Source organism: Streptomyces sp. NPDC088194 (assembly GCF_040702025.1).
Lineage (GTDB): Bacteria > Actinomycetota > Actinomycetes > Streptomycetales > Streptomycetaceae > Actinacidiphila.
Genome location: NZ_JBFBIV010000012.1, coordinates 41,472 through 61,906, shown reverse-complemented (window position 1 = coordinate 61,906; position 20,435 = coordinate 41,472). Strand labels below are relative to the sequence as shown.

The window sequence follows — 20,435 nt, the reverse complement described above, 5'->3', positions numbered from 1 at the left end:
CCCGTGGGCGGTCAGTCGTCGGGGTGCTCGCTCATCCAGCGGCGCAGACTGAGCGGCCGCATGTCGGTCCACAGCTCGTCGATGCGGGCCAGGCATTCCTCGCGTGGAGCCGGATCGCCCACGGAGTGCCATCCCGCGGGCAATTCGCGATCACTCCACCAGATCGAATACTGCTCCTCGTCGTTGCGTACCACGAGATAGAACTCTGTGGTCTTCGCATCGAACATGAATCGCCTCCAGAAATCATCGACCCCGGAAAACAACTTCAGCCATGTTCGTGGCACCGGATCGCCGGGTCAACCGTCGTGCCGCCGGCTCGCGGTGGAATCCGGGCGGGCCCGCCCGGTGTCCGTTCCGAGCACGACAACCCGGCGGTGTTCGTGGCATTGTTCGGCATCGGCGAGGCACTCCGCCCCGGTCCCCGGCACCTGTTGAGCTGCGTGGACCCGATCGGAAGACCGCCATGTCCGACTGCCGCTACGGACCGGAGGGCCGACGATGGACGTCAAGGACATCGATCTCATGGATTCGACCATGTTCACCACTCCCCGTGCGCTGCAAGTATTCGCGACACTGCGCAGAAAAGCACCGGTGCACTGGCACCGGGCGCCTGACGGCGGAACCGGATTCTGGGTGATCTCCCGTTATCACGACGTGGTCCACGTGCTGCGGCACCCGGAGATCTTCAGTTCCGAATTCGGCAACATCCTGCCGACCCGGGTGACCCGTGACCCCACCGCGGGACTGATGACGTTCACCACCGACCCGCCGGTCCACACCCGGCTGCGGTCGGTGTTCACGCCCTCGCTGACCGCCCGTTCGGTCGAGAGCATCCGCCCGATGATCCACGACATCGTCGAGGAGATCGTGGACGAGGTCGCGACGGGTGAGTCCTTCGACTTCATGGCGCAGGTCGCCGAGCGGCTGCCGATCGCCGTGTCCTGCGGGCTCATGGGGGTGCCGCGGGAGGACTGGCGGCTCGTCACGAACCTCACGCACGTCTCGCACGGCGTCAAGGACCTCAACCTGGTCGCTCCGACCACCAGCAGGAAGGGTTCCTCGGAGGCGAACCTCGAACTGCTCGCGTACTTCGGCGACCTCGTCCTCCAGCGGCGGCGCAGCCCCCGCGACGACCTGGTGACCAGGGTCGCGCAGGGCGAGGCCGCCGGCGGCGGGCTCTCCGACGAGGAGATCGCGGTCAACTGCTTCGCGCTGACGCTCGGCGGGTTCCAGGCCGACCGCAACGCGATGGGCGGCGGTCTGCTCGCGCTGATGGAACACCCCGACCAGTACCGGCAGTTGGTCGACGACCGGTCGATCATGCCGACGGCGATCGACGAGATCCTCCGCTGGACGACCCCGACCCTGAACCTCGCCCGGGTCGCGCTCGCCGACACGGAGGTCGCGGGGGTGCCGATCAAGAAAGGCGACCGGGTCAGCGTCTGGCTGTACTCGGCCAACCGCGACGAGAGCATGTTCGAGGACCCGCACCTGTTCACCGTCACGCGGCACCCGAACCGGCACCTGAGCTTCGGGAACGGCTCGCACTACTGCGTGGGCACGAACGTGGCCCGGCTGGAGATGGGCACCTTGCTCAACTCGCTCATCGACCGCGGCCTGCGCCCGTACCCGACAGCGGAGCCGACCCGCATCACGTCCTACTTCCAGCAGGGCCTCAAGCGCCTTCCCATCCGCCTGGCCGCCGACGACCAGGCCGCGTGATGGCCACCGGGGAAGCCCAGCGGGAGAAGCCGGCGGTCGAATCGCTGCGCGGGCAGAGCGACTTCCTCAGGCTCTGGACGGGGCAGTCGATCTCCACGCTGGGCAGCAGCATCTCCAGCGTCGCGCTGCCCCTGGTGGCGGTGGTCACGCTCGGCGCCTCGACCATGCAGATCAGCGTGCTGACGTTCCTGCAGACGCTGCCCGCCCTCCCGCTGTCGCTTTTCGTCGGGGTGCTGGTCGACCGGGTCAACCCGCTCAGACTGCTGATCGTCTCGGACCTCGGGCGCGGTGTGGCCGTCGGCGCCATCCCGGTGCTGGCCTACGCCGGCCTGCTCCGCGTGGAGGTGATGTACGTCTGCATGTTCGTCATCGGGGTGCTCAGCACCGTCTTCGACATCTCCTACGGGGCGTACCTGCCGCGCCTGCTGCCGCAGTCGCTGCTGATCGCGGCCAACAGCCGGATGGAACTGACCCGTAACGTGCTGAGCCTGACCGGCAAGGGCGTGGCCGGCGCGGCCATCGCCGTGATGCGCATCCCGTTCGTCGTGGCCGCCGACGCGCTGTCGTACTTCTGCTCGGCGCTCAGCCTCGTGCTGATCCGCCGCAGGTCCGCCGACCCGTCCGGATCGCCGAGCCCCGCCAGGCCGGCGCCCCGGCAGGTGATACGCGAGATCAGGGAGGGCGTCACGGCGGTGTTCGGCAACCGCTATCTGCGTCCGGTGACGGTGAACGCCGCACTGTCCAACTTCCTGACCCAGGTCGTGCTGACGCTCTTCGTCCTGTACGCGACGCGGGACCTGGGGCTGAGCGGCGGATGGATCGGCCTGGTCTTCGCCGGGGGAAGTGTCGGCGGGGTGGTGGGCAGCCTCCTGCTGCCGCGGCTGGTCGAACGGTTCGGGTACGGGCGGGCGTTCCTCGGCTTCATGGTGTGCCTGCGGGCCGGGCTGCTGTGCGTCGGCCTCGTGCACGGCCCGCAGCCGCTGCTGATCGCCGGGTTGACGGTCCTCTGGTTCGTCTCGCTGCTCGGGCTCGTCGGGTCGAACATCTGCCTGGCCGCCCTGCGGCAGGTGGCCGTTCCCGACGAGCTGCGCGGCCGGGCCAACGCGGCGATCATCACGCTCATCGCGGGAGTGACACCGCTCGGCGCGATCCTCGCGGGTGTGCTCGGCTCGGCGATCGGCGCGCACCGCACGATCCTCGGCGTGACCCTGCTGATGCCGCTGCCGCTCCTGCTGGTGGTCTTCTCGCCGATCCGGCGACTGGTCTCGGTCACCGAGACGGCACCGCAGCGGTCCTGAACGGCCCGACCCGACATCCGTCCGACGACCCAGGAGGTGACCCATGCGCATCGAGGTCTTCCGGGAGCGCTGCTGCGGCTCCGGCTACTGCGCCGCGGCCGCACCCGAACTCTTCGACCAGGACCCGGCCGAGGGGCGGGTGCTGCTGCTGGCGCAGCGGCCCACCCCGGACCAGGAGGCGGCCGCCCGCAGCGCCGCCGACGAGTGTCCGACGATGGCCATCGAGATCAGCTGAGACGTCCGGCCGGCGGGCCCGAAGCGCCCGAAGGACCTGAAATGCCCTGCCGGTGCCGCGCGTTGGAGTATGCGGTGTGCAAGTGCGGCTTTTCCGCGGCTGCACACCGCAGGACGACCGCATCACCGCGCCGGCCGCTGTACGGGCTCGCGCTCGGTCCGGACCGACGTCTCCAGCAGGCCCGCGAGATCCAGCCAGTCCTGCGCGTAGATCCTGAAGAGCGTGGCAACGGCCGTCACACGGTGCTCGGGAATGGTCTCGATCACCTTGCGGCGCAGCGCGAGCGCGGGCCGCAGGCCGAGCAGCCGCAGCAGGTCGCGGCCGCTGGCGCGGTACCTGAGCGTCGGGTCCTGCCGCAGCTCCTGAAGGATCGACTCGGCGTCCTTCGCCGGCACATCGGCCGACGCCGCACCGGCGCGCGCCGCCGTGCGCGGCCCACCGGTCTCCTTGCCTGTCTCGGCGAGCGCCGGTGTGCGCGGCTGGAGCGGGACGAGGCCGCGCACCGTCGCGGGCTTGCCGCGGTCCATGCTGTCGCGGACCCGGCGGACGGTCCCGGGCGAGACCCCCGCCCACTTCGCGATCTGGCGCAGCGCCGCCTGGGGGTGCGCGCTGAGGAGTTCGGAGGTGGTCTGCCGTCTGGCGGCACCGTCCACCGGCCGGACCCGTCCGTCCAGGCCGATCCGCCGGGTCTGCGCCGGCAGGTCCTCGGCGTGACGGTGCCTCAGTGCCCGGACGGTCTTGTCCGACACACCCGCCGCGCCGCCGATCGCGCGGTCGGACCACTCGGGGTGCAACTCGATGATCCGCAGTGCCGCGGACTTGCGGTCCGCCAGGGTCAGGGGGAGGCCGTGCGAGACGTTGGCGGCCACGCCGCGCAGGAACGCCTCCGCGTCCGAGATGTCCAGCAGCCGGGCCTCGATCTCCGTGCGCCCTTGGAGCTGTGCGGCCCTCAGCCGGTGCATACCGTCGATGACGCGCATCGAACTCGCCTGCACCAGGATGGGAGGCAGTTTTTCCGTGGATTCCGACAGAATTCTGACGTGTGCTTCGTCGACCCCGGCCGCTCTGATAGGTTCACCGACAGTTATTTCGTCGAGGCGTACACGGGTGACGTTCCCCGATTCTGCCCCGACAATTCCGCGATCCTCCCCGCCCAGCAAGCCGTACCTCCATGATTCGAAGGGCCGAAGATCGCCTGTCCGAGAAAGACCTACGGAGAGTGATAATCCGCCCTGGGTTCCGCGCCCTCCTGGTCTGCTGAAAATAGATGCCCGGATCATGTTCGCACAACCCTGCGGATGTCGATTTTAGCGACGGGTTGTCAAATCCCTTGTCAGCTCACTTTGTTTCCAGTTTCCCTTTCTGTCGAATTGCCGACCTTTGCACTTCACCGCGGCCGGCCCGGCGATGCGGATATGTCCCGAATATGACCCACCGCCTCCTGGGCCCAGGCCCCGAGCAGGGGCAGGACCTGGTCGGGAAAGAGCTCGCTCTGCGCCTCGACCGCCCAGTTGAGGCGCAGCAGCCAGTGCACCGCGACCGTCGTCGGGTCGACGAACGGGTGCGGATCGATCCCCGCCGCGACCAGCAGGGAGACCAGGTCGACCTCCGGAGGGGCGAGGATCGGCCGCTGCCAGTCGATCAGCCGGTAGCCGTCCGGGGTGACGAAGATCTGGTCCGCCTTCAGGTCCCCGTGCGCCAGGCGGGAGCCCTCCTCGAGCAGCGCCTGGACCGGGGCCGACGCCGCCCACGCCCGCACATGGTCCAGGTCGTCCGGTCCGGTGCCGGCGAGCCGCCCCCGGGCCAGCAGCCCCGACCATCGGCCCAGCAGCCGGTCGACCGCCTCCGACCAGGCCCCGGGCGAGCCGACGTCCAGGTACGACGGCGGTTCACCGCCGATCTCGCCGATCAGGGCGATGACCTTCCGGGCGTGCGCGACGAGCCCGTCCGCGTCGTGCTCGGTCTGCGACAGCAGGGGCGCCGCGATCCAGTCGAGGGCCATCATCCGCACCCGGCCGAGCCGTCCGAGGTCGCGGTGGGCCGGCAGGAGCACGGAATCCGCCGCCGCGTAGAACTCCGGCTCGACGGAGGGCGGCAACTGGGCCTTGTAGACGAGTCTCCTGCCGTCCGCGAGGCGCACTTCCTCGACGCAGGAAAGGGGCCACGCCTGGATCACGCGGCGTTCCGCGGGGCGAGCGCCGAGCAGCCGCTCCAGTTCGTCGTCCGAGTACAGCAGAAGGTCGGTGAAAACAGGGTGGTTCGGCATGACGGGAATCTTATGCGAGAGCAAGGCACCGGCGGGCGAGAGAAAGCGTATCGACATGAGGGTCGCGGGCCGCTTCCGTCAGCACCGACTCCACCGCCCGCAGGATCTGTGTCGGACCCACCGGGAAGAAACGCCGGTCCAGATAGAGAAAGACCTCCGCCACGGGTGCGACCCGTGCCACCGTGAAGAGAAACTTCGATTCCCTGTCCGGTTCGCCGTCCGGCATCCGGCGGTATACCGAACCGCCGTCGCAGCAGGCCGCGTCGTGGTCCGGGCCGCCGCGCGCGGTCAGGCCCCGTGCCGCCGCCACGGCTCCCGTCTCATGGTCCGGCACCGGGCCGATCGGCTGGCTGACGTCGTTCAGGAACACGCACTGCTTGAACTCCTCCCCCCGGTCCCGAAGCGCGGAGTCGATCACGCCCTCCATCTCGTCCGGGTTGCACTGGCTGTACTGGACGGCCTGGAGCGAGGCCGCGGCCGCCCGCAGGAAGTGGGCTCGGATCGGTCCGGGCTCCACCTTCAGCCGGAACAGTCCGTTCAGGTTCAGCGTCGCCACCGAGTACCGCGCCTGGCGCCGGAACCTCGTCACCACCAGGCTGCGCAGAGCGAGATCGGACTCGCCCAGTGCGGCCGACAGCACCAGGGACACCGCCCCGGCGAGCACGGCGGGACTGCTCACCTTGTCACGCACCACGATGTCCCGTACGGCGCGGGCGATGTGGTGCGAGTGCACGCTTCCGCGCTCCGCCAGCGCCTTGCTCTCGGGGCCGCCGGCGAACATGACCGACGGGACCTCGTCGAAGGCCCGCTGCCAGAAGCGCAACGTCCGCCGTGCGGCCAGCACGCCGGCTTCCGATCGTTCGAACTCCGCCCGCTCCAGCGGCTGTTCGGACTGCCCGGCATAAGCGCGCAGCGCGCCGGGACCCTTCGTGAGGAGCTCGTCCACCATGCGCCGGACGATCTCCACGCTCCAGCCGTCGACGGCGACGTGCGAGAACGCCGCGGCCACCTTCACCACCTGTCCGCCCGACGTCACGATGCCCAGACGCAGCGGGACATCCGTCGCGAGGTCGAAGGAAGTACCCAGAAGCCGCGCGAGCAGGAGCTTGGTGTGCTCGGCCGGCGCATCGGAGCCGGCGTCGCTGAGCACGACCGGGACCTCCCCCGAGCCGTGGACCTCCTGCCGCGGCCAGTCGCCGTCACTGCGAAAGGTCGTGCGCAACGTCTCGCACGCGGTCAGCAACTCCTCGAAGGCGGCGAGCACATCGTCGACGCGGACGCCCGGCGGCACCGACCACACGCACGGCAGGTTCCGCCGGTACGCGGTCTCGCCCTCCCAGCGGATGACGGACCAGATCGCGTACTGCGACCAGGTCATGGGGCCGCTGCGCCGGTCGAGGCCGGAGAACCGGAGCACCAGCCTGCGTTCCGCGTCCATCGTGATACCTCCGTCATGGCGTGACACGTGGTGTTGCGCCCCCGGGCGCCGGCAGGCCGGCGAGGAAGCGGGCCAGCCGGGTCGCTCCCTCCCGGATGCGCTCGGGGGTGAGATAGCTGCACGACAGGCGCAGTTCGTTGTCCCCGCCGCCGCCGATCCAGAAGGGGGACATCGGGGTCCACAGCACTCCGTAGCGGGCCGCGGACAGTTCCAGCAGGGCGGTGTCCACCGGAACCGGCAGCCGCATGCGGACGAAGAAGCCCCCGGCCGGCCGCTGCCACACCGGACCGGGGGGTTCCGCGGACGCCTCGCGGGTGTCGAACCGCCCCGCGGGTCCGACGTGGCGTTCCAGGGCGGCCAGCAGCGCTCGCAGGTTGCCGCGGTAGAAGGCGGACCGCCGGGCGGTGAACGGGGCCAGCGACCCGCCGTGTTCCAGCAGCATGCCGCCGATCACGGCCTGGCACAGCGGCGAGGTGTTCACCGTGACGGCCCCCTTGAGCGCCGCGAGGTGGTGGGCCAGCGGCCGGCTGCCCTCCGGCCCGCGGGTCCGCTGGTCGGCCAGCACGTATCCCACCCGGGTGCCGGGCAGGCACACCTTGGAGAAGGTCCCGAGATGGATCACCGACTCGTCCTGGTCCAGGGCCTTCAGCGGCGGCAGGACGTCGCCGCCGGCCGCGGTGAAGCCGTACGCGCTGTCCTCGATGACGAGGAACCCCTCACGGGCGGCGGTCTCCAGCAGGCGCCGCCGGGAGGGCAGGTCCATCCGGGTACCCGAGGGGTTGGCGAAGTCCGGTGCCACGTACAGGGCCCGGACGCGCCGGCCGCGGCGACGCTCGTCCGCGCAGACCTGTTCGAGCCGGCCGAGGTCCGGGCCCGCGCCCATGTCCTCGACCGGTACGACCGGGATGTCCAGGAACCGGGCCGCGCCGGTGATCCCGACGTAGGCGGGATCGACCACCGCCAGGACGTCCTCGGCCGATCGGCACAGCGCACGGAGGGTCAGGAGCATGGCCTCCTGGGCGCCGGCGGTGATCACCACGCTGTCGGGCCCGCAGGTGATGCCCAGGTCCGTGCGCAGCGCCTCGGCGACCAGATCGTTGATCAGCCCGCGGGCAGGCCCGTACTCGTAGAGCAGCAGCCGGGCGGCGGCTCGGTCGAGGCCCCGTTCGCGGGCGAGGTGGCCGACGTAGCGGTCGAGCAGCGCGGGGATGTCGAGGTCGGCGAAGAAGTCGGGGTGCGGCGCTCCGGGGGCGAACGAGATCGCCGTCGGATGGCGCGCCATCACCTCGTTGAGGTCGCCGACCGCGGACAGCGCCGGGTCCGACACGGCGGGATGCAGCTCACGGGCACTCACGCGCACGGGCCCCGACCTCGTTCCGCGGCGGGACGGCCCGGCAGCGACCGGGTCAGCTTGTCGATCACGTCCGGGCTGTTGACGCGTACGGCCTGGGCGTAGGCGAACTCCGCCATGTAGGTGCGGAACAGGTCCAGGGGTTCCTCGGCCGCCACCAGAGCGTGCTTGTTCGCGACCACGGCGGGGTCGGCCAACCGCGCCGCCGCCGCCTCGACCGCGGCTGTCACCTGTTCCGGCGGCACCACCTCGTCGCACAGCGCGCGGGCTTCCGGTTCGGTCGCGGCGATGCGTCTGCCGGACAGGACGACCTGCCGCGCCAGCCGGCCGCCGACCAGCCGCGGCAGCCGCAGATCGGCGGCTCCGGGGATGATGCCCTCCTGGGCCGCGGGCAGGCTGAAGTAGGCGTCGGCGGCGGCGATCACCACGTCGAAGACGAGTAGGAGTTGCATGCCGCCGCCGATGGCGAAGCTGTCCACGGCCGCGATCCACGGCTTCTGCGCGAAGCGGGGCGGGGCGAAGGGGTCGGCGGAGGCGTCGGCGGAGTGGCCGGCGAAGGTGCCGCCGGAGGACCTGGCGAAAGGATCGGCGGGGGACCCGGCGGGGGGCTCGTCCAGCACGCCGCGGAGGATCTTGCTGACGTAGCCCAACTCCCGGCCGAGCAGGAAGTCCACGAAGGAGATCTGCCCGCGGTGGAGGTGGCGCAGGTTGATGCCGGCGCTGAAGACGCGCCGCCCCCGGTGCCGGGGATGGTCCATCACCCCGCCGCGGAGCACCCCGACCTTGATCCGGTCGTCGCACAGCGCCAGGTCGACGGCCGTCTCCATGGCGTCGCCGAGCGCGTTGTCCTCGGCATTGAGGCAGTAGCCGTTCGTCACGGTCAGGTGCGCCGCCGTGCCCCGCCGTTCCACCCGCACGGACCCCAGGTCCATGCGGTCGGTACGGCGGAAACGGGGCAGCAGGTCGAGGGCGCGCGGCGACGGCTGGAGCATCGAGGCCAGCAGGTGGCGGCCGGCCGTGGGCGCGCGCAGCACTCCGCGTACGAAGATCCCCTGGTCGATCTCCGACCCGTCCTTGTCCGCCTGCGCCAAGGTGGCCTGCTCGGCCATGTGCGCGCGGGTGGGTACCAGGCCCGGGTAGCGGTCGGCGGCGCGGTGCAGGAGTTCCGCCAGCCGTGGACGGGCGGTACGGCGGTCGGTCAGCTCGTCGTACACCGCGTCGGCGTGGCGGCCGATGAAGCGTGCGCGCAGTGCGCGGCATGCGTCCTGGACGGACGGCGCGCACTGCGCGACCTCGCCTGCCCCCTCGCCCTTGCCTTCGCCCTCGCCCTCGCCCTTGCCTTCGCCCTCGTCCTCGCCGCTCCCGTGCGCGGCCTTCGGTCGTGGTGGGGGCAGTTCGGCCGCGGCGGCGATGTGGGCGCGCAGCGCTTCCGCGTCCTTCGCGAGGCCGGCGGTGAACTCCGGTGCGCCGGCGAGCCAGTCCGCGGTTCGCCGGTACCGCACGGTCTCGGTGCCGGTCATCGGCCGCCGCCCGTGGGCGGCAGCGGCGTCACCGGCCGGCGCCGCCCGAGGCGGCGCAACTCGCGGTCGCAGGCACTGAGATGGGCACCGAGCGCGTCCTCGTAGGGGGAGGAGGCGGCCTCCCGGATCAGTTGGCGGCGCACCGCGACCTCGGCGCCGGCCAGTTCGCCGAGGAGGACGACCGCCGCCCGTACCGCCGCGTCCGTGTCCGCGCGGCACTCGTCGACGACTCCCGCGTCGAGTGCCTGGCGGGCGGACAGTTCGTGCCGCCACAGCACCAACTGGCGGGCGTGCGCGGGGGACACCTGCTGGGCCAGCCGGAACACGGCTGTCCCCGGCCAGAGTTGACCGGCGTTGACGGGCAGGCGCAGCCGCAGGTCGGCACCGGCTATCCGGTAGTCGGTCGCCAGGAGGAGGTCGAAGGCGGCCCCCGCGCAGGTCCCTTCGGCAACGGCGATGGTGACCGCGGGGAGCCGTTCGAGCCGGCGCACGGCACGCTCCCAGCGGTTCACCTCCTGGATGGTGACGTCACCGGGCCACCCTTCCCCCGGCGTGCCACCGTCGACGAGCCTCAGCACCAGGCACCGGCGGTCCGCCTCGGCCTGCTCGCAGACCTCCCGTACGGCATCGGTCAGTACGGGGAGCGGGTGCCCGGCGCCGATCCGCAGTACCCGCTCGGCATGCTCGTGGCGGCTGCTCGTGTCGTGTTCGTACATGTCCGTCCCTTCCAGGAGCCGGTAGGCGCTCACCAGCGCAGCAACGCCGTCTCGATCGCCGCACCCGGGCCCATGGTCATCAGCACTCCGTGGTCCCCGGGCCGTGGGGTGCCCTCGTCGAGCAGACGCTGGTAGGAGAAGAGGAAGGACCCGCTGGACAGGTTGCCGTGCTCCCTGAGCACCCCTGTGGTGTGGCGGAGTTCGTGCCGGGTCAGGCCGAGGTTGACCCGCAGCGAGTCGATGACCTTCTTGCCCCCGGAGTGCACCACCCAGTGCGCGATGTCGGCCCGCCGGAGCCGGTGGGCGGAGAGCAACCGGTCCACCGTCTCCTCGACGTGGGCTCCCACCACGTAGGGCACGTCGGGAGCGAGCAGGAAACTCAGCTTCCCGAGGCGGTCGTCCCAGGTGAAACGCATGGCGTCGGCCGTGCCGGGGATGGTGCTGCTGGCGTAGTCCAGGACGGCCGGCGAGTTCCCGGCACCGGGGCCCGCGACCACCGCGACGGCCGCCGCACCGTCTCCGAACAGGCTGTTCACCACGGCGTTGGGCATGCCGCCGTCGATGACGTATGCCGCCGAGCACACCTCGATGCACACCATCAGCGCCAGCTCCCCGGGGTGGCCGCTGGCCCAACCGGTCACGGCGGAAAGGGCGTTGAGGCCGGCGTTGCAGCCCATTCCGACCACGTCGATGCGGGAGCACCGGTCGGACAGCCCGAGTTCCCCGATCAGCAGGGCGCTGAAGCCGGGCGTGAGGAGTCCGGTCGAGGTGACGGCGCACACGTAGCGGACATCCGACAGTTGGGCGCCCGCCTGCTTCAGGCACGCGCGCATCGCGTCGGCGCCGATGTCGAGCCCGGTCGACAGGTGCCGGTCCCGCAGTTCGCCCTGGGTTTCGGCGGGAGGGGGACAGCCGGGCTCGGCCGGGGGCAGGTCGAGGTAGCGCCGGTCGATGGCACTGTTGGTGAAGACCGACCTGATGCGCGGATCGGTGATCCGGAACAGGTCGAGCAGTTCCCGCTGGGTGTACGAGACCGGTGGCAGCGCCGTGCCGACCGCGGTGATGTGCGGCAGTGCCGGGGTGCGCGTCCCGGAGTCCTCGCGAGCGGCTGGCCCGGTGGTCATCAGGAGCGGCCCTGGGCCCGGCGTCCGCCGCCGGGGCCGCCGCCGGGGCCGGGGCCGGGGCCCGGGCCGGCGGGCCGGACGGAGCAGGCGGCCCATATGTTCTCGGCAGAGTAATTCTCCTGCATGAAGGCTCCTCTTCGAAAGCAGAACCGTTCGCGGTGAGGGTGCCGTGAAACAAAAGGATCGAACTGTCGAGGCGGCCGGTGAAGGGGAAATTCCTGCCGCGTCAGCGAGTGTTCAATGCCCTTCCCGCCGATGTCAAGCACCTGCCGATCGGCCCACTTCTGGCCCCTTGGGCCGGACTCCGGCCCGAGTGCGAGGAATTTGGCGGGTGTTGACTTCGCACCATGCCGGCTCTACGGTCATACCGCCGCCTCAAGGCCCATGGGGGAGGGCTGCGTTCGCCACGGGGCGAATTCCTCCGACCGGAAATCCCGGGCGGCCGATTCACCGACGGGCGGGGCGCGTTCTCCCCTTGGGAGGTCCCGGCCCGACACCCCACCGCGCACCCACGGGACGCCCGCGCGCCGGCACCTGCCCGGCGGAAGGGCCGGAAGGGACGACACGTGCCGATCCGGGGCGTGCTCTTCGACGTCGACGACACGCTGTTCGACTACTCGTCCTCGGAAGAAGTCGGCGTGCTCTCCCACCTGCGGGCGGAGGGACTGCTCGAACGGTTTCCCGACCCTGCCACCGCCGTCGCGCTCTGGCGGACCATCATGGAGCAGCAGTACGCCCGCTTCGTCAAGGGCGAACTCACCTTCCCCGGGCAGCAGCGCGAACGTGCCCGGGAATTCCTGCTCCGCATCGGACGGGCCACGCGCGCCGAACTGTCGGACCGGATGGTCTCCGCCTGGTTCGCCGGATACGAGGCCCATCGCAACGCCGCCTGGGCCGGGTTCGCCGACGCCGAGCCCGCGCTGAGAAGGCTCGCCCCCGCCTACCGCCTCGGGATCGTCTCCAACTCCTCCGCCGACCACCAGCGTCGCAAGCTCGAAGCCATCGGCCTTCTGCCCTACTTCGGCGCCGTGCTGGTCTGCTCCGACCAGCACGGCGCGGCCAAACCCGCGCGCAGCATCTTCCTCGCCGGCTGTGCCTCGCTGGGCCTGCGACCGCACGAAGTGGCCTACGTCGGCGACAAGTACGAGATCGACGCGGTGGGTGCCCGTGACGCGGGACTGCACGCGTACTGGCTCGACCGGGCGAACTCCGGTGCGGGCATGGACGTCGGCGGGAGTATCCGCGTCATCCGCTCCCTCGACGAACTTCCGGTCGCCCTCGCGGGCTGAACTCCGCGCGACGTCGCCCGCCCGCCGACCCGTTTCCGCCGGATTCCGCATCCGGCACGGCGGCCGGGCGCGCCGGCCCGCACCGTTCCCTCGCGCGGGCGGCGAACGGATTCCGGCCAGGTGCGGGTGATGATCAGCCGGGTGCGGAAGGGGTGTTGACGCCGGATTGTTTCTTGATCTACCGTCACTGGGTCCACGAAGGATTCCCACACCGCCCTGTCGGCTCCCCGCATTCCATTATGCGCGCCTCTCCCGCGAGGAATACCAATTCCGTTCCCGAGCCGGGAACGAGAATGGGGAGAACGAGCGGAATCGACGACACGCGGTCCGTATGAACGCCCTTTGTGAGGTGGCCCCCATGGACTCACCGGCTGTCGCCGTGTTCTGCGGTTCGTCGCTCGGCAGCAGACCCTCGTACGCCGCCGCGGCCCGGCAGGTCGCGGCGTACTGCGCCGAGGCGAAGGCCGACCTCGTGTTCGGTGGATCGGCCGTCGGGTTGATGGGGGTGATGTGCGACGAGGCCGCAGCTCTCGGGGTGCGGACGATCGGCATCACCCCGCAGCACCTGGCGGACATCGAACCGCCGTCGGCGAGCGTCGGCGAACTCGTACTCGTCGAGGACATGCACGAGCGCAAGCGCCGGATGATGGAACGCTCCGACGCGGTGCTGGTGCTGCCCGGCGGCGTGGGGAGCCTGGACGAGGCGTTCGAGGCGATCACCTGGCGGCAGATCGGGCTGCACGAGAAGCCGATCGTGTTCGCCGACATCGACGGGTACTGGGGCCCGTTGCGCGCACTGGTCGACCACATGCAGGCCGAAGGGTTCGTCTCCGCCCAGGTGCGCGCGAACTTCACGCTCAGCGCGTCGCTGGACGACGCGTTCCGGGTGATCGGGGCGGCGCTTCGCAGTCGAGGGGCATGGACCGACGGCCCGAACCCGAACGACAGGCCCTAGTCCGCGCCGAGAGGAAGGCACACGAAATGCCGGTTCTCTACTCGTACCTGAACCTGAGCAACGGTTCGAATCTCCTGGCGGACAGCGGGTTCGTGTTCCAGGAGTCGCTGCTGCGCGGCCTGCGGGACCTCGGATGGGAGACGGTCCTGATCGGGCCGCCCGGCGTGCGAGCGGTCACCTCGTCGCGTGCCGTCGAAGTGGAGATGCCCGATTCGAAGTACGCCGTCCGGTACAGCTTTCCGTGGTCCCACCTGGAGGACGCGCTCGCCTCGTGCGGTTCCAGGCCGGACGCACTGCTCGTGAACCAGCCGGAGTTGGCCGTCCCGCTGTCCGCTCTGATCGCCGAGCAGTCGGGCCGCAAGGTTCCCACCGGGGTCTACTACCACTACCTGCCCATCGAGTCGGTCGACGCCTCCGGCGACGTTCACTTCGACCCCAGCCTGAACGCCAACGGCCTCGCCGGCAGCATCTGGGCGCGCCAGGTCGAGGCGGCGCACTTCGCCGACCTGCTGATGATCGGCAGCGAGTGGGGGAGGCGGCTGTTCCTGTCGGCGGCTCCCGGCTCGGAGGCGCTGGCGGACAAGCTCGCCGTGGTGCCCCCGCCGACGACCGTACGCGGTACGGACGTTGAGGTGGTGCCCGCGACGACCGTACGCGGTACGGACCCGCGGGCCGGCACCGGTGACTCGCCGCCGATCCCCACCTTCCTCTACAACCACCGGCTCTACGCCCACTACGGCACCACGGAACTCTTCGACTGGTTCGAGGAGCTGGCCGAGATCTCGCCGACCCCGTTCCGCGTGGTGGTCACCAACCCGACCGGGCGACGGTCGGCACGCCGGCGGAAGCTGGACAGCAGCGTGGACGCCGTGCTGGCGCGGATCTCGCAACTGCCCTTCGTGAGCACGGTGGACGCGCCGACCCGGTCCGCGTACGAGGCGGTCATCGCGCGCACCGACATAGGTGTCGCGCCGCTGCGCGCCGGTGCGCTGTGGAGCATGGCCGTGGTCGACGTCATGGCGTCCGGGCGCCCGGTGCTCGGCGTCCGGCGCGGCGCCATCCCCGAAATCATCGGTGACGACGACCTGTTGTTCGCCGACCGGGCTCAATTCCTCGACCGGGCACTGAAGCTGATCGCGGACCCGGCGTACGCCGTACGCAAGGGAGCCGCGGCCGAACGACGATCCCGCCGGTGGGCCCCGGAGCAGATCGCGGAACGGGTGTCGGACCTGTTCACCCGGGTCGACCGACCGCTGGCGGTCAGGTGAGGGGATCGGCGGCGTCGACCCGCACCGCCGGCCGCAGGGACGTCCCGGCGGCGCGCCCTTCCCGTCATCTGGTGCGGGCCCGTGTCGCCGTCTCGCTGGTGTTCGGGTACTTCGGTGTCGTCGTGGGCACGTGGACCAGCAGGCTGCCGACCCTCAAGAACCGGCTCGGGCTGACCGACACCCAACTCGGCACCGCACTGGTCTGTTTCGCCGCCGGGTCGGTGCTGGGAATGCTGCTGCTGGCCCGGGTGATCGACGCCCTGGGACCGGCACGGGCGCTGGGCACCCTCGCGTTGACCCAGGCGATCGCCCTCGTGCTGGCCGCCATGGCCCCGAACCTGCCGGCGCTCTGCTGCGTCCTCGCCTTCTTCGGCGCCGTCCAGGGCACCTTGAACGTGACGATGAACTCCGCCGCGGTGGATGTCCAACGGGCCTACCACCGGCGGATGATGTCGTCCTTCCATGCCCTGTTCAGCGTCGGCGGGCTGGCAGGGGCGGCGAGCGGGGGCCTGGCCGCGGGTGCGGGGATCTCCGTCCGGCACCATTTCCTGGCGGTGCTCTGCGTGGCGGCCGTGCCCGCGGTGCTGGCGCACGCGTGGCGGCTGCCCGGGGGCCCTGGCACCGCGGACGTGGACGTGGACGCTGACATCGACGTGGACGCGGACGTCCGGTCGGCTCGTGCGCACGTCACAGCGAGGGGCACGAGCCTGCGGCTCGCGACCGTCCTGCTGGGGCTCTTTGCCATGTTCGCCATGGTCGCCGAGGGCGCCGTCGGCGACTGGAGCAGCGTCTACCTGCACGAGAACCTCGGTGCCGGCGTCGCGTTCGCGAGCTCCGCCTTCGTGGTGTTCTCGATCGCGATGTTCATCTCCCGGGTCGCGGGCGACCGCGTGGTCACCTCCCTGGGCACCCGGCGGTTCCTCCAGTACAGCGCGGTCCTCGGGGCGGTCAGCCTCGGTGCCGGGGTGCTGTCGACCGCGCCATGGCTCGCGGTGGCCGGCTTCGCGGGACTCGGCCTGGGCCTGGCCGGGCTCACCCCGCAGATCTACACGATCGCCGGCGACGTGGCCCACGGCAGCGCCGGTCGTGCGCTCTCGCTCATCGTCGGCATGGGCTACATCGGTTTCCTGGTCGGCCCGGCGCTCATCGGCTTCGTCAGCGGCGCGACCAGCCTCCGCGTCGCCCTGCTCCTGCCGTCCCTCCTCATACTGCTCATCCCGGCGCTGGTGCCCGCACTGCGCCTCTCGGACTGACACGCCAACGGGGGCGGGATGCGGCGGAAGTATCCGCCCGGCTCCGGAGAGGGGGCGCATTTCCCACGGCGGGGGTCTAGAGGGTGGAGCCCCGGAGGCGGCGGGTTGCGAGGGTGGTGAGGCTCTTACGGGCCTCGTCCCAAGAGTGCTGGGCGGTGAAGAAGCTCTGGCTCTCGAAGTAGGCGATCACCGATTCGACGGCCAAGTCGTCATCGATGCGGGCCAGTGCCCCCACCACGTCGACATGCCTGGGCATCCGGGCGGGCCCGTTGCCGTCGAGAAACCGGAGCAGGGGCCCCAGCCGCTCCGGTTCCGGCCGGTCGGCGAGCGCGTCGACCGCTGCGGCGCGGGCCGCGGCTTCGAACGGTCCGGTCGCCACACGTCCGAGCGCGGTGACGGCCTCGGCTCCCGCGCAGCGGCTGAGCGCCTGGACCAGTTCCCGCTGTGCGGGCGCCCGTTGTCCGGGTGCGCGTTCGACCAGGGCGGTCAGCTCCCGCAAGGCGGGGGTGCCGATACGGCCCAGCGCGCTGAGCGCCGCGCACGCGATGTCGGCGTCGGGGTCGCCCGCGAGGTGGCCGAGCAGTCGGACGGCCTCGTCGGTGGGGAATCCGCCCAGCGCTTCGGCGGCCCGCAGCCGTACCGCTTCGGAGGGGGCGCGGGCCGCCGCGGACACCGCGGTCAGCGATTCCGGTACCCCGATCCTGCCCAGTGCCCGTACGGCGCGGGCCTGGAGACCGGGGGCTTCCGCCGGGTCGGTGAGCAGCGCGCAGAGGGGTTCGGCTGCGGGCCGGTGGCCGAGCAGGCCCAGGGCGTCGGTGGCGGCGGCGCGCAGCGGGCGCGGTTCCGCCCGGTCCAGGGCGGCCAGCAGGAGTGGCGCGGCGGCCGTGCTTCGGGCAAGTCCGAGAGCCACAGCCGCTCCTCGCCGCCGGACGGGGTCGCCGCTGCCGGCGAGCAGTTCCAGCAGCCGCTGTTCGGGCGGGGCCGGGAGGCGGGCGAGTATGTCGGCGGCAGAGTCGGCGATCCGGTCGTGGCCCAGGGCATCCAGGAGGGCGGCGGTCGCGGCCTGCCCGCCGAGCGAGCCCAGGGCCTCGGCCGCGGCCTGCCGCAGCGGGCGGGGCTCCTCGCGGGCGAGCAGCAGTCTGCTCAACAGCGGGCCGACTTCCGCGGCGTCGAAGAGGTCCGGCTTCTCGCGGATGACGGCGCACGCCATCATGCACGCGGTCTCGGACGGCAGCGACTCGGGCACCGCACGGTCGTGGGCGCTGTGCGGGTGGCGCAGGCGGCTGACGAGCGTCTGCCGGCCGTCTTCCGTGCGGGAATGCAGTACCGCGGCGAGCCAGACCGTCTCGCGGTCGGGGTCCTGGGTGAGGCGCCACAGCAAGGCGCTGATCCCGAGATTGTTGCGGGTCGTGGCCCACGGCACGTCGGGGAGGTCGACAAGCGCTTGGAGCGCCGCCCGGCGGAGTTCGCGCGTGGAGCCGGAGGAGGAGGCGAGGTAGAGCATGGCCGGCCCTGTGCGTGCGTCGCGGAACGAGCCGAGCGCCCGTACGGCCTGGACGGGGTAGCCGGGCAGCATGTTCCACAGGAGGGCCAGCAGGGGTACGACGGCCTCAGGGTCGCGCAGTTCGTGCACGAGGTCGATGTCCGCGCTGTCCGGAGCCCCGGCCAGCCGGGCCAGGAGCAGGTCGGTGCCCTCGGGCGCTCCGATGGCGAGCAGGGTTCGTATGACCGCCATCTCCAGCTGGTAGGTGAGGTAGTCCGGGATCATGGTGCCCGGGTCCAGCAGCGGCAGCAGCAGCGGGACGGCGCGGTGCTCGCGCAGCCGGCCGAGCCCGCGTACGGCCTCCAGCAGCGGCCAGAGCTGTTCGTCGTCGTAGCTTTCGACGCGGCAGCGTCTGCCGTGCCGACGCACGCACATCAAGAGGGCGTTCGCCGCGTCCAGGCCGCCCATGTCGGAGAGCAGGGCGGCGGCTTGGGCAGCCGGTGTGGCCTCCCGGCCCAGCGCGATCCGGGCGAGGCCGTCGACGTCGCCGACGAGACGTAGCCTGGCCGGGCTGCTCGGGGGAGCGCCGCGCACTCAGGCTTCCTGGATCTCGTCGGACATGGCCACGTAGAGCGGGGTCGCGACGACCACGTCCCGCTCGCGGCCGTCAGGACCGGTGGCCCTGCCGCGCAGCAGCTGCCGGGCCAGGAACTCGCACCAGGTGGCGGGTCCGGTCGCGTGCTGGGCGAAGGCGATGACGTCGCGCAGCGTCCCGTCGGAGTCGAGGGCTTCGGTGTCCGGCGTTTCGCGGCCGGCCCGGGATTCCTCAAGCAGTGCGTGCAGCGCGGGGAGCCAGGAGTGGCCCACCCGTCCCAGTTCGGCGGCCGGCTCCTCGCGGCCCACGAGGTGGTGCGAGGAGCCGATCAGCGCGACCACGATGTCCTCGTCCACGCAGGTCATGAGGACCGGGCTGCCCGGCATGCCGGTCACCGCGGTCCGCAGTCCCGACTCGCCGCGGAACCATCGGGCGGGCTCGGTCATCCAGCCGATGTCGTACTCGCGGTCCAGGTGCGTCTCGACCACGCTGAGGCGGTCGTAGAGCGTGGGTTCCTCGCGCGGCTGCCGCACCGAGACGCTGAGCACTTTCAGGTCGGCGCGGGCCTCGGTGACCAGCTGAGGAAGCAGCTTCCGCGGGATCTGTCCGAAGAGCATGTCGACCTTGGCACGGGACACGTAGAGGTAGTAGCGCATCTCGGTCCTGCCCCTTCGTCAGCCGTCAAATGGACTATATACAGGGCGGGTTGGGTGCATCCTGCGAATGCTGACGCTGCTCGACGCCGTCGTCGCCCCGGGCGCCGCGGCCGTGGCCCGGCGCCGCGGAGGCGGTACTCGACGAGGCCGGCCCGGTCGACGGTGGAGGGTGCGGCGCTGGGCCGCGTCGACGGTGGAGGGTGCGGCGCGGGGCCGGTCGACGGTGGAGGTGCGGCGCGGGGCCGCGTCGACGGTCGGGCCGACAGACCGCGAACCCGAGCGGGACGGATCGGCCGCTCGGCTCCGCGGTCCCGGCCGGTCGCGTCCGCCTGACGACCCAGCGGCCACCCCACGGTCCGCAGCGGAGCGGGCGTCGGCCGTCCCGGCGCGGGCGGCCGACGCCGGCCGGGACGACGTGTCGGCGCCGGCGGCTGCGGCGAAGCGGCTGGTGGCGGCGGGGGAGGAGGGTGAGGTCCGGATGCCGCGGCCGGTCTGCCGTCGCCTCCTCACCCACCTGACGGGCCGTTCCCCGGCGACCTCGGATTTCCCCGGCGCCCGCGGCGGGCACCGCCGCTTCCGCCCCGGGCCGTCACCGCAACCACCGCGAACCGCGGGCCCCACCGCCCGGGGTGGCGGATGGGTTGGGGCTTGGGGCCCTTCGCACGTCGTGCCCGTCCCGTCGGGTGCCGGCGCGGCCGGCGCGGGAGGAGGGGCGGCCCTCCTGCCAGCGCTGTGCCGGGTGCCGCGCACCGGTGAACCCTGCCGGTCACGGCACTACCGGACGGCGGGGTCCTGCTTCTGCGCGATGCGGTGCAGCACCGCGCGCAGCGCCAGCTCGTAACCGAACGCGCCGCAGCCGCAGATGACCCCCTGCGCGGCCGGTGAGGTGACGCTGGTCTGCCGGAACGCCTCCCGGGCGAGGATGTTGGAGATGTGCACCTCGACCACCGGGGTGCTGATCACGTCCACGACATCGCGCAGCGCGTAGCTGTAGTGCGACAGGGGGCCGGGATTCAGGACCACGCCGTCGTAGGCCGTGCGGCTGTCCTGGAGGAGGGTGACGATCTCCCCTTCGGAGTTGCGCTGGTCGCAGGTGACCGAGACGCCCAACTCCTCGCCGAGGGCGGTGACTTGATGCTCGATCTCCTTGAGCGTCGTCCGCCCGTAGAGGGACGGGTCGCGCTCGGCGAGGAGATTGAGGTTGGGGCCGTTCAGCACCAGGATGCGGAGACCAGAGGGATCACTCACAGGAGTTCCTTTCCGACG

General features: G+C 71.5%; 18 protein-coding genes. 7 read left to right on the top strand and 11 right to left on the bottom strand.

The window, feature by feature from the left end; all coding sequences use genetic code 11:
* Nucleotides 1–11 precede the first annotated feature (11 nt).
* Nucleotides 12–227, bottom strand: a complete 216-nt coding sequence (locus AB0399_RS09075) for an MbtH family NRPS accessory protein (RefSeq protein WP_366410789.1) — start codon at nt 225–227, stop codon at nt 12–14.
* Nucleotides 228–522: 295 nt separating this feature from the next.
* Between AB0399_RS09075 and AB0399_RS09070 the strand changes: the two genes are divergently transcribed.
* The 3 genes from AB0399_RS09070 to AB0399_RS09060 are packed head-to-tail and all read left to right on the top strand — an operon-like array spanning nt 523 to nt 3,255.
* Complete coding sequence (locus tag AB0399_RS09070; protein ID WP_329363097.1) at nt 523–1,722, top strand: cytochrome P450; 1,200 nt, start codon at nt 523–525, stop codon at nt 1,720–1,722.
* Nucleotides 1,722–3,020, top strand: a complete 1,299-nt coding sequence (locus AB0399_RS09065) for an MFS transporter (RefSeq protein WP_329363095.1) — start codon at nt 1,722–1,724, stop codon at nt 3,018–3,020. The genes AB0399_RS09070 and AB0399_RS09065 overlap by 1 nt, the downstream gene beginning before the upstream one ends.
* A gap of 43 nt (nt 3,021–3,063) precedes the next feature.
* Nucleotides 3,064–3,255: a ferredoxin gene (locus AB0399_RS09060; RefSeq protein ID WP_329363094.1), complete on the top strand. Its 192-nt coding sequence runs from the start codon at nt 3,064–3,066 to the stop codon at nt 3,253–3,255.
* A gap of 122 nt (nt 3,256–3,377) precedes the next feature.
* On the opposite strand, the gene AB0399_RS09055 is transcribed toward AB0399_RS09060, so the two are convergent.
* From AB0399_RS09055 to dpgA, 7 genes are all read right to left on the bottom strand, one after another.
* Entirely contained in the window at nt 3,378–4,535 is a 1,158-nt protein-coding gene (locus AB0399_RS09055; RefSeq protein ID WP_366410788.1) for a ParB/RepB/Spo0J family partition protein, read from the bottom strand.
* Nucleotides 4,536–4,642: 107 nt separating this feature from the next.
* Complete coding sequence (locus AB0399_RS09050) at nt 4,643–5,521, bottom strand: hypothetical protein (RefSeq protein WP_366410787.1); 879 nt, start codon at nt 5,519–5,521, stop codon at nt 4,643–4,645.
* Between the two features lie 10 nt (nt 5,522–5,531).
* On the bottom strand, nt 5,532–6,959 hold the full coding sequence (locus tag AB0399_RS09045; RefSeq protein WP_366410786.1) for a condensation domain-containing protein: 1,428 nt from the start codon (nt 6,957–6,959) through the stop codon (nt 5,532–5,534).
* A gap of 13 nt (nt 6,960–6,972) precedes the next feature.
* Nucleotides 6,973–8,313: a PLP-dependent aminotransferase family protein gene (locus AB0399_RS09040; RefSeq protein ID WP_366410785.1), complete on the bottom strand. Its 1,341-nt coding sequence runs from the start codon at nt 8,311–8,313 to the stop codon at nt 6,973–6,975.
* Nucleotides 8,310–9,830 carry an enoyl-CoA hydratase/isomerase family protein gene (locus AB0399_RS09035; RefSeq protein WP_366410784.1) on the bottom strand — a complete coding sequence of 507 codons (1,521 nt, stop codon included), beginning with the start codon at nt 9,828–9,830 and terminating at the stop codon, nt 8,310–8,312. Before AB0399_RS09035 ends, AB0399_RS09040 begins: the two co-directional genes overlap by 4 nt.
* Nucleotides 9,827–10,579, bottom strand: coding sequence for an enoyl-CoA-hydratase DpgB (dpgB, locus tag AB0399_RS09030; protein ID WP_366410783.1), 753 nt, complete (start codon nt 10,577–10,579; stop codon nt 9,827–9,829). The genes AB0399_RS09035 and dpgB overlap by 4 nt, the downstream gene beginning before the upstream one ends.
* Nucleotides 10,576–11,670, bottom strand: a complete 1,095-nt coding sequence (gene dpgA / locus AB0399_RS09025; protein WP_366410782.1) for a 3,5-dihydroxyphenylacetyl-CoA synthase DpgA — start codon at nt 11,668–11,670, stop codon at nt 10,576–10,578. The genes dpgB and dpgA overlap by 4 nt, the downstream gene beginning before the upstream one ends.
* A gap of 566 nt (nt 11,671–12,236) precedes the next feature.
* Between dpgA and AB0399_RS09020 the strand changes: the two genes are divergently transcribed.
* From AB0399_RS09020 to AB0399_RS09005, 4 genes are all read left to right on the top strand, one after another.
* Nucleotides 12,237–12,959, top strand: coding sequence for an HAD family hydrolase (locus AB0399_RS09020; protein WP_366410781.1), 723 nt, complete (start codon nt 12,237–12,239; stop codon nt 12,957–12,959).
* A 358-nt stretch (nt 12,960–13,317) separates the two neighbouring features.
* Nucleotides 13,318–13,914 (top strand): TIGR00730 family Rossman fold protein, encoded by a 597-nt coding sequence (locus tag AB0399_RS09015; RefSeq protein WP_366410780.1) that lies wholly within the window; start codon nt 13,318–13,320, stop codon nt 13,912–13,914.
* A gap of 26 nt (nt 13,915–13,940) precedes the next feature.
* On the top strand, nt 13,941–15,182 hold the full coding sequence (locus AB0399_RS09010; protein WP_366410779.1) for a glycosyltransferase family 4 protein: 1,242 nt from the start codon (nt 13,941–13,943) through the stop codon (nt 15,180–15,182).
* 71 nt (nt 15,183–15,253) lie between these two features.
* Entirely contained in the window at nt 15,254–16,435 is a 1,182-nt protein-coding gene (locus tag AB0399_RS09005; RefSeq protein WP_366410778.1) for an MFS transporter, read from the top strand.
* A 76-nt stretch (nt 16,436–16,511) separates the two neighbouring features.
* On the opposite strand, the gene AB0399_RS09000 is transcribed toward AB0399_RS09005, so the two are convergent.
* The 3 genes from AB0399_RS09000 to aroQ form a co-directional block, all read right to left on the bottom strand.
* The gene (locus tag AB0399_RS09000; RefSeq protein ID WP_366410777.1) at nt 16,512–18,512 is read right to left on the bottom strand and encodes a HEAT repeat domain-containing protein; all 2,001 of its coding nucleotides are present in this window, start codon (nt 18,510–18,512) and stop codon (nt 16,512–16,514) included.
* A complete protein-coding gene (locus AB0399_RS08995; protein ID WP_366410776.1) occupies nt 18,513–19,169 on the bottom strand; it encodes an SAVMC3_10250 family protein in 657 nt (218 codons plus the stop codon).
* Between the two features lie 774 nt (nt 19,170–19,943).
* Complete coding sequence (aroQ, locus tag AB0399_RS08990) at nt 19,944–20,417, bottom strand: type II 3-dehydroquinate dehydratase (protein WP_329363067.1); 474 nt, start codon at nt 20,415–20,417, stop codon at nt 19,944–19,946.
* Between the last annotated feature and the right edge of the window lie 18 nt (nt 20,418–20,435).

What these genes read in the sequence shown, in the direction of transcription:
- AB0399_RS09075 (WP_366410789.1), bottom strand. Translation starts at nt 227, where the DNA reads ATGTTCGATGCGAAGACCACAGAGTTCTATCTCGTGGTACGCAACGAC.
- AB0399_RS09070 (WP_329363097.1), top strand. Translation starts at nt 523, where the DNA reads ATGGATTCGACCATGTTCACCACTCCCCGTGCGCTGCAAGTATTCGCG.
- AB0399_RS09065 (WP_329363095.1), top strand. Translation starts at nt 1,722, where the DNA reads ATGGCCACCGGGGAAGCCCAGCGGGAGAAGCCGGCGGTCGAATCGCTG.
- AB0399_RS09060 (WP_329363094.1), top strand. Translation starts at nt 3,064, where the DNA reads ATGCGCATCGAGGTCTTCCGGGAGCGCTGCTGCGGCTCCGGCTACTGC.
- AB0399_RS09055 (WP_366410788.1), bottom strand. Translation starts at nt 4,535, where the DNA reads ATGATCCGGGCATCTATTTTCAGCAGACCAGGAGGGCGCGGAACCCAG.
- AB0399_RS09050 (WP_366410787.1), bottom strand. Translation starts at nt 5,521, where the DNA reads ATGCCGAACCACCCTGTTTTCACCGACCTTCTGCTGTACTCGGACGAC.
- AB0399_RS09045 (WP_366410786.1), bottom strand. Translation starts at nt 6,959, where the DNA reads ATGGACGCGGAACGCAGGCTGGTGCTCCGGTTCTCCGGCCTCGACCGG.
- AB0399_RS09035 (WP_366410784.1), bottom strand. Translation starts at nt 9,830, where the DNA reads ATGACCGGCACCGAGACCGTGCGGTACCGGCGAACCGCGGACTGGCTC.
- dpgA (WP_366410782.1), bottom strand. Translation starts at nt 11,670, where the DNA reads ATGACCACCGGGCCAGCCGCTCGCGAGGACTCCGGGACGCGCACCCCG.
- AB0399_RS09015 (WP_366410780.1), top strand. Translation starts at nt 13,318, where the DNA reads ATGGACTCACCGGCTGTCGCCGTGTTCTGCGGTTCGTCGCTCGGCAGC.
- AB0399_RS09010 (WP_366410779.1), top strand. Translation starts at nt 13,941, where the DNA reads ATGCCGGTTCTCTACTCGTACCTGAACCTGAGCAACGGTTCGAATCTC.
- AB0399_RS08995 (WP_366410776.1), bottom strand. Translation starts at nt 19,169, where the DNA reads ATGCGCTACTACCTCTACGTGTCCCGTGCCAAGGTCGACATGCTCTTC.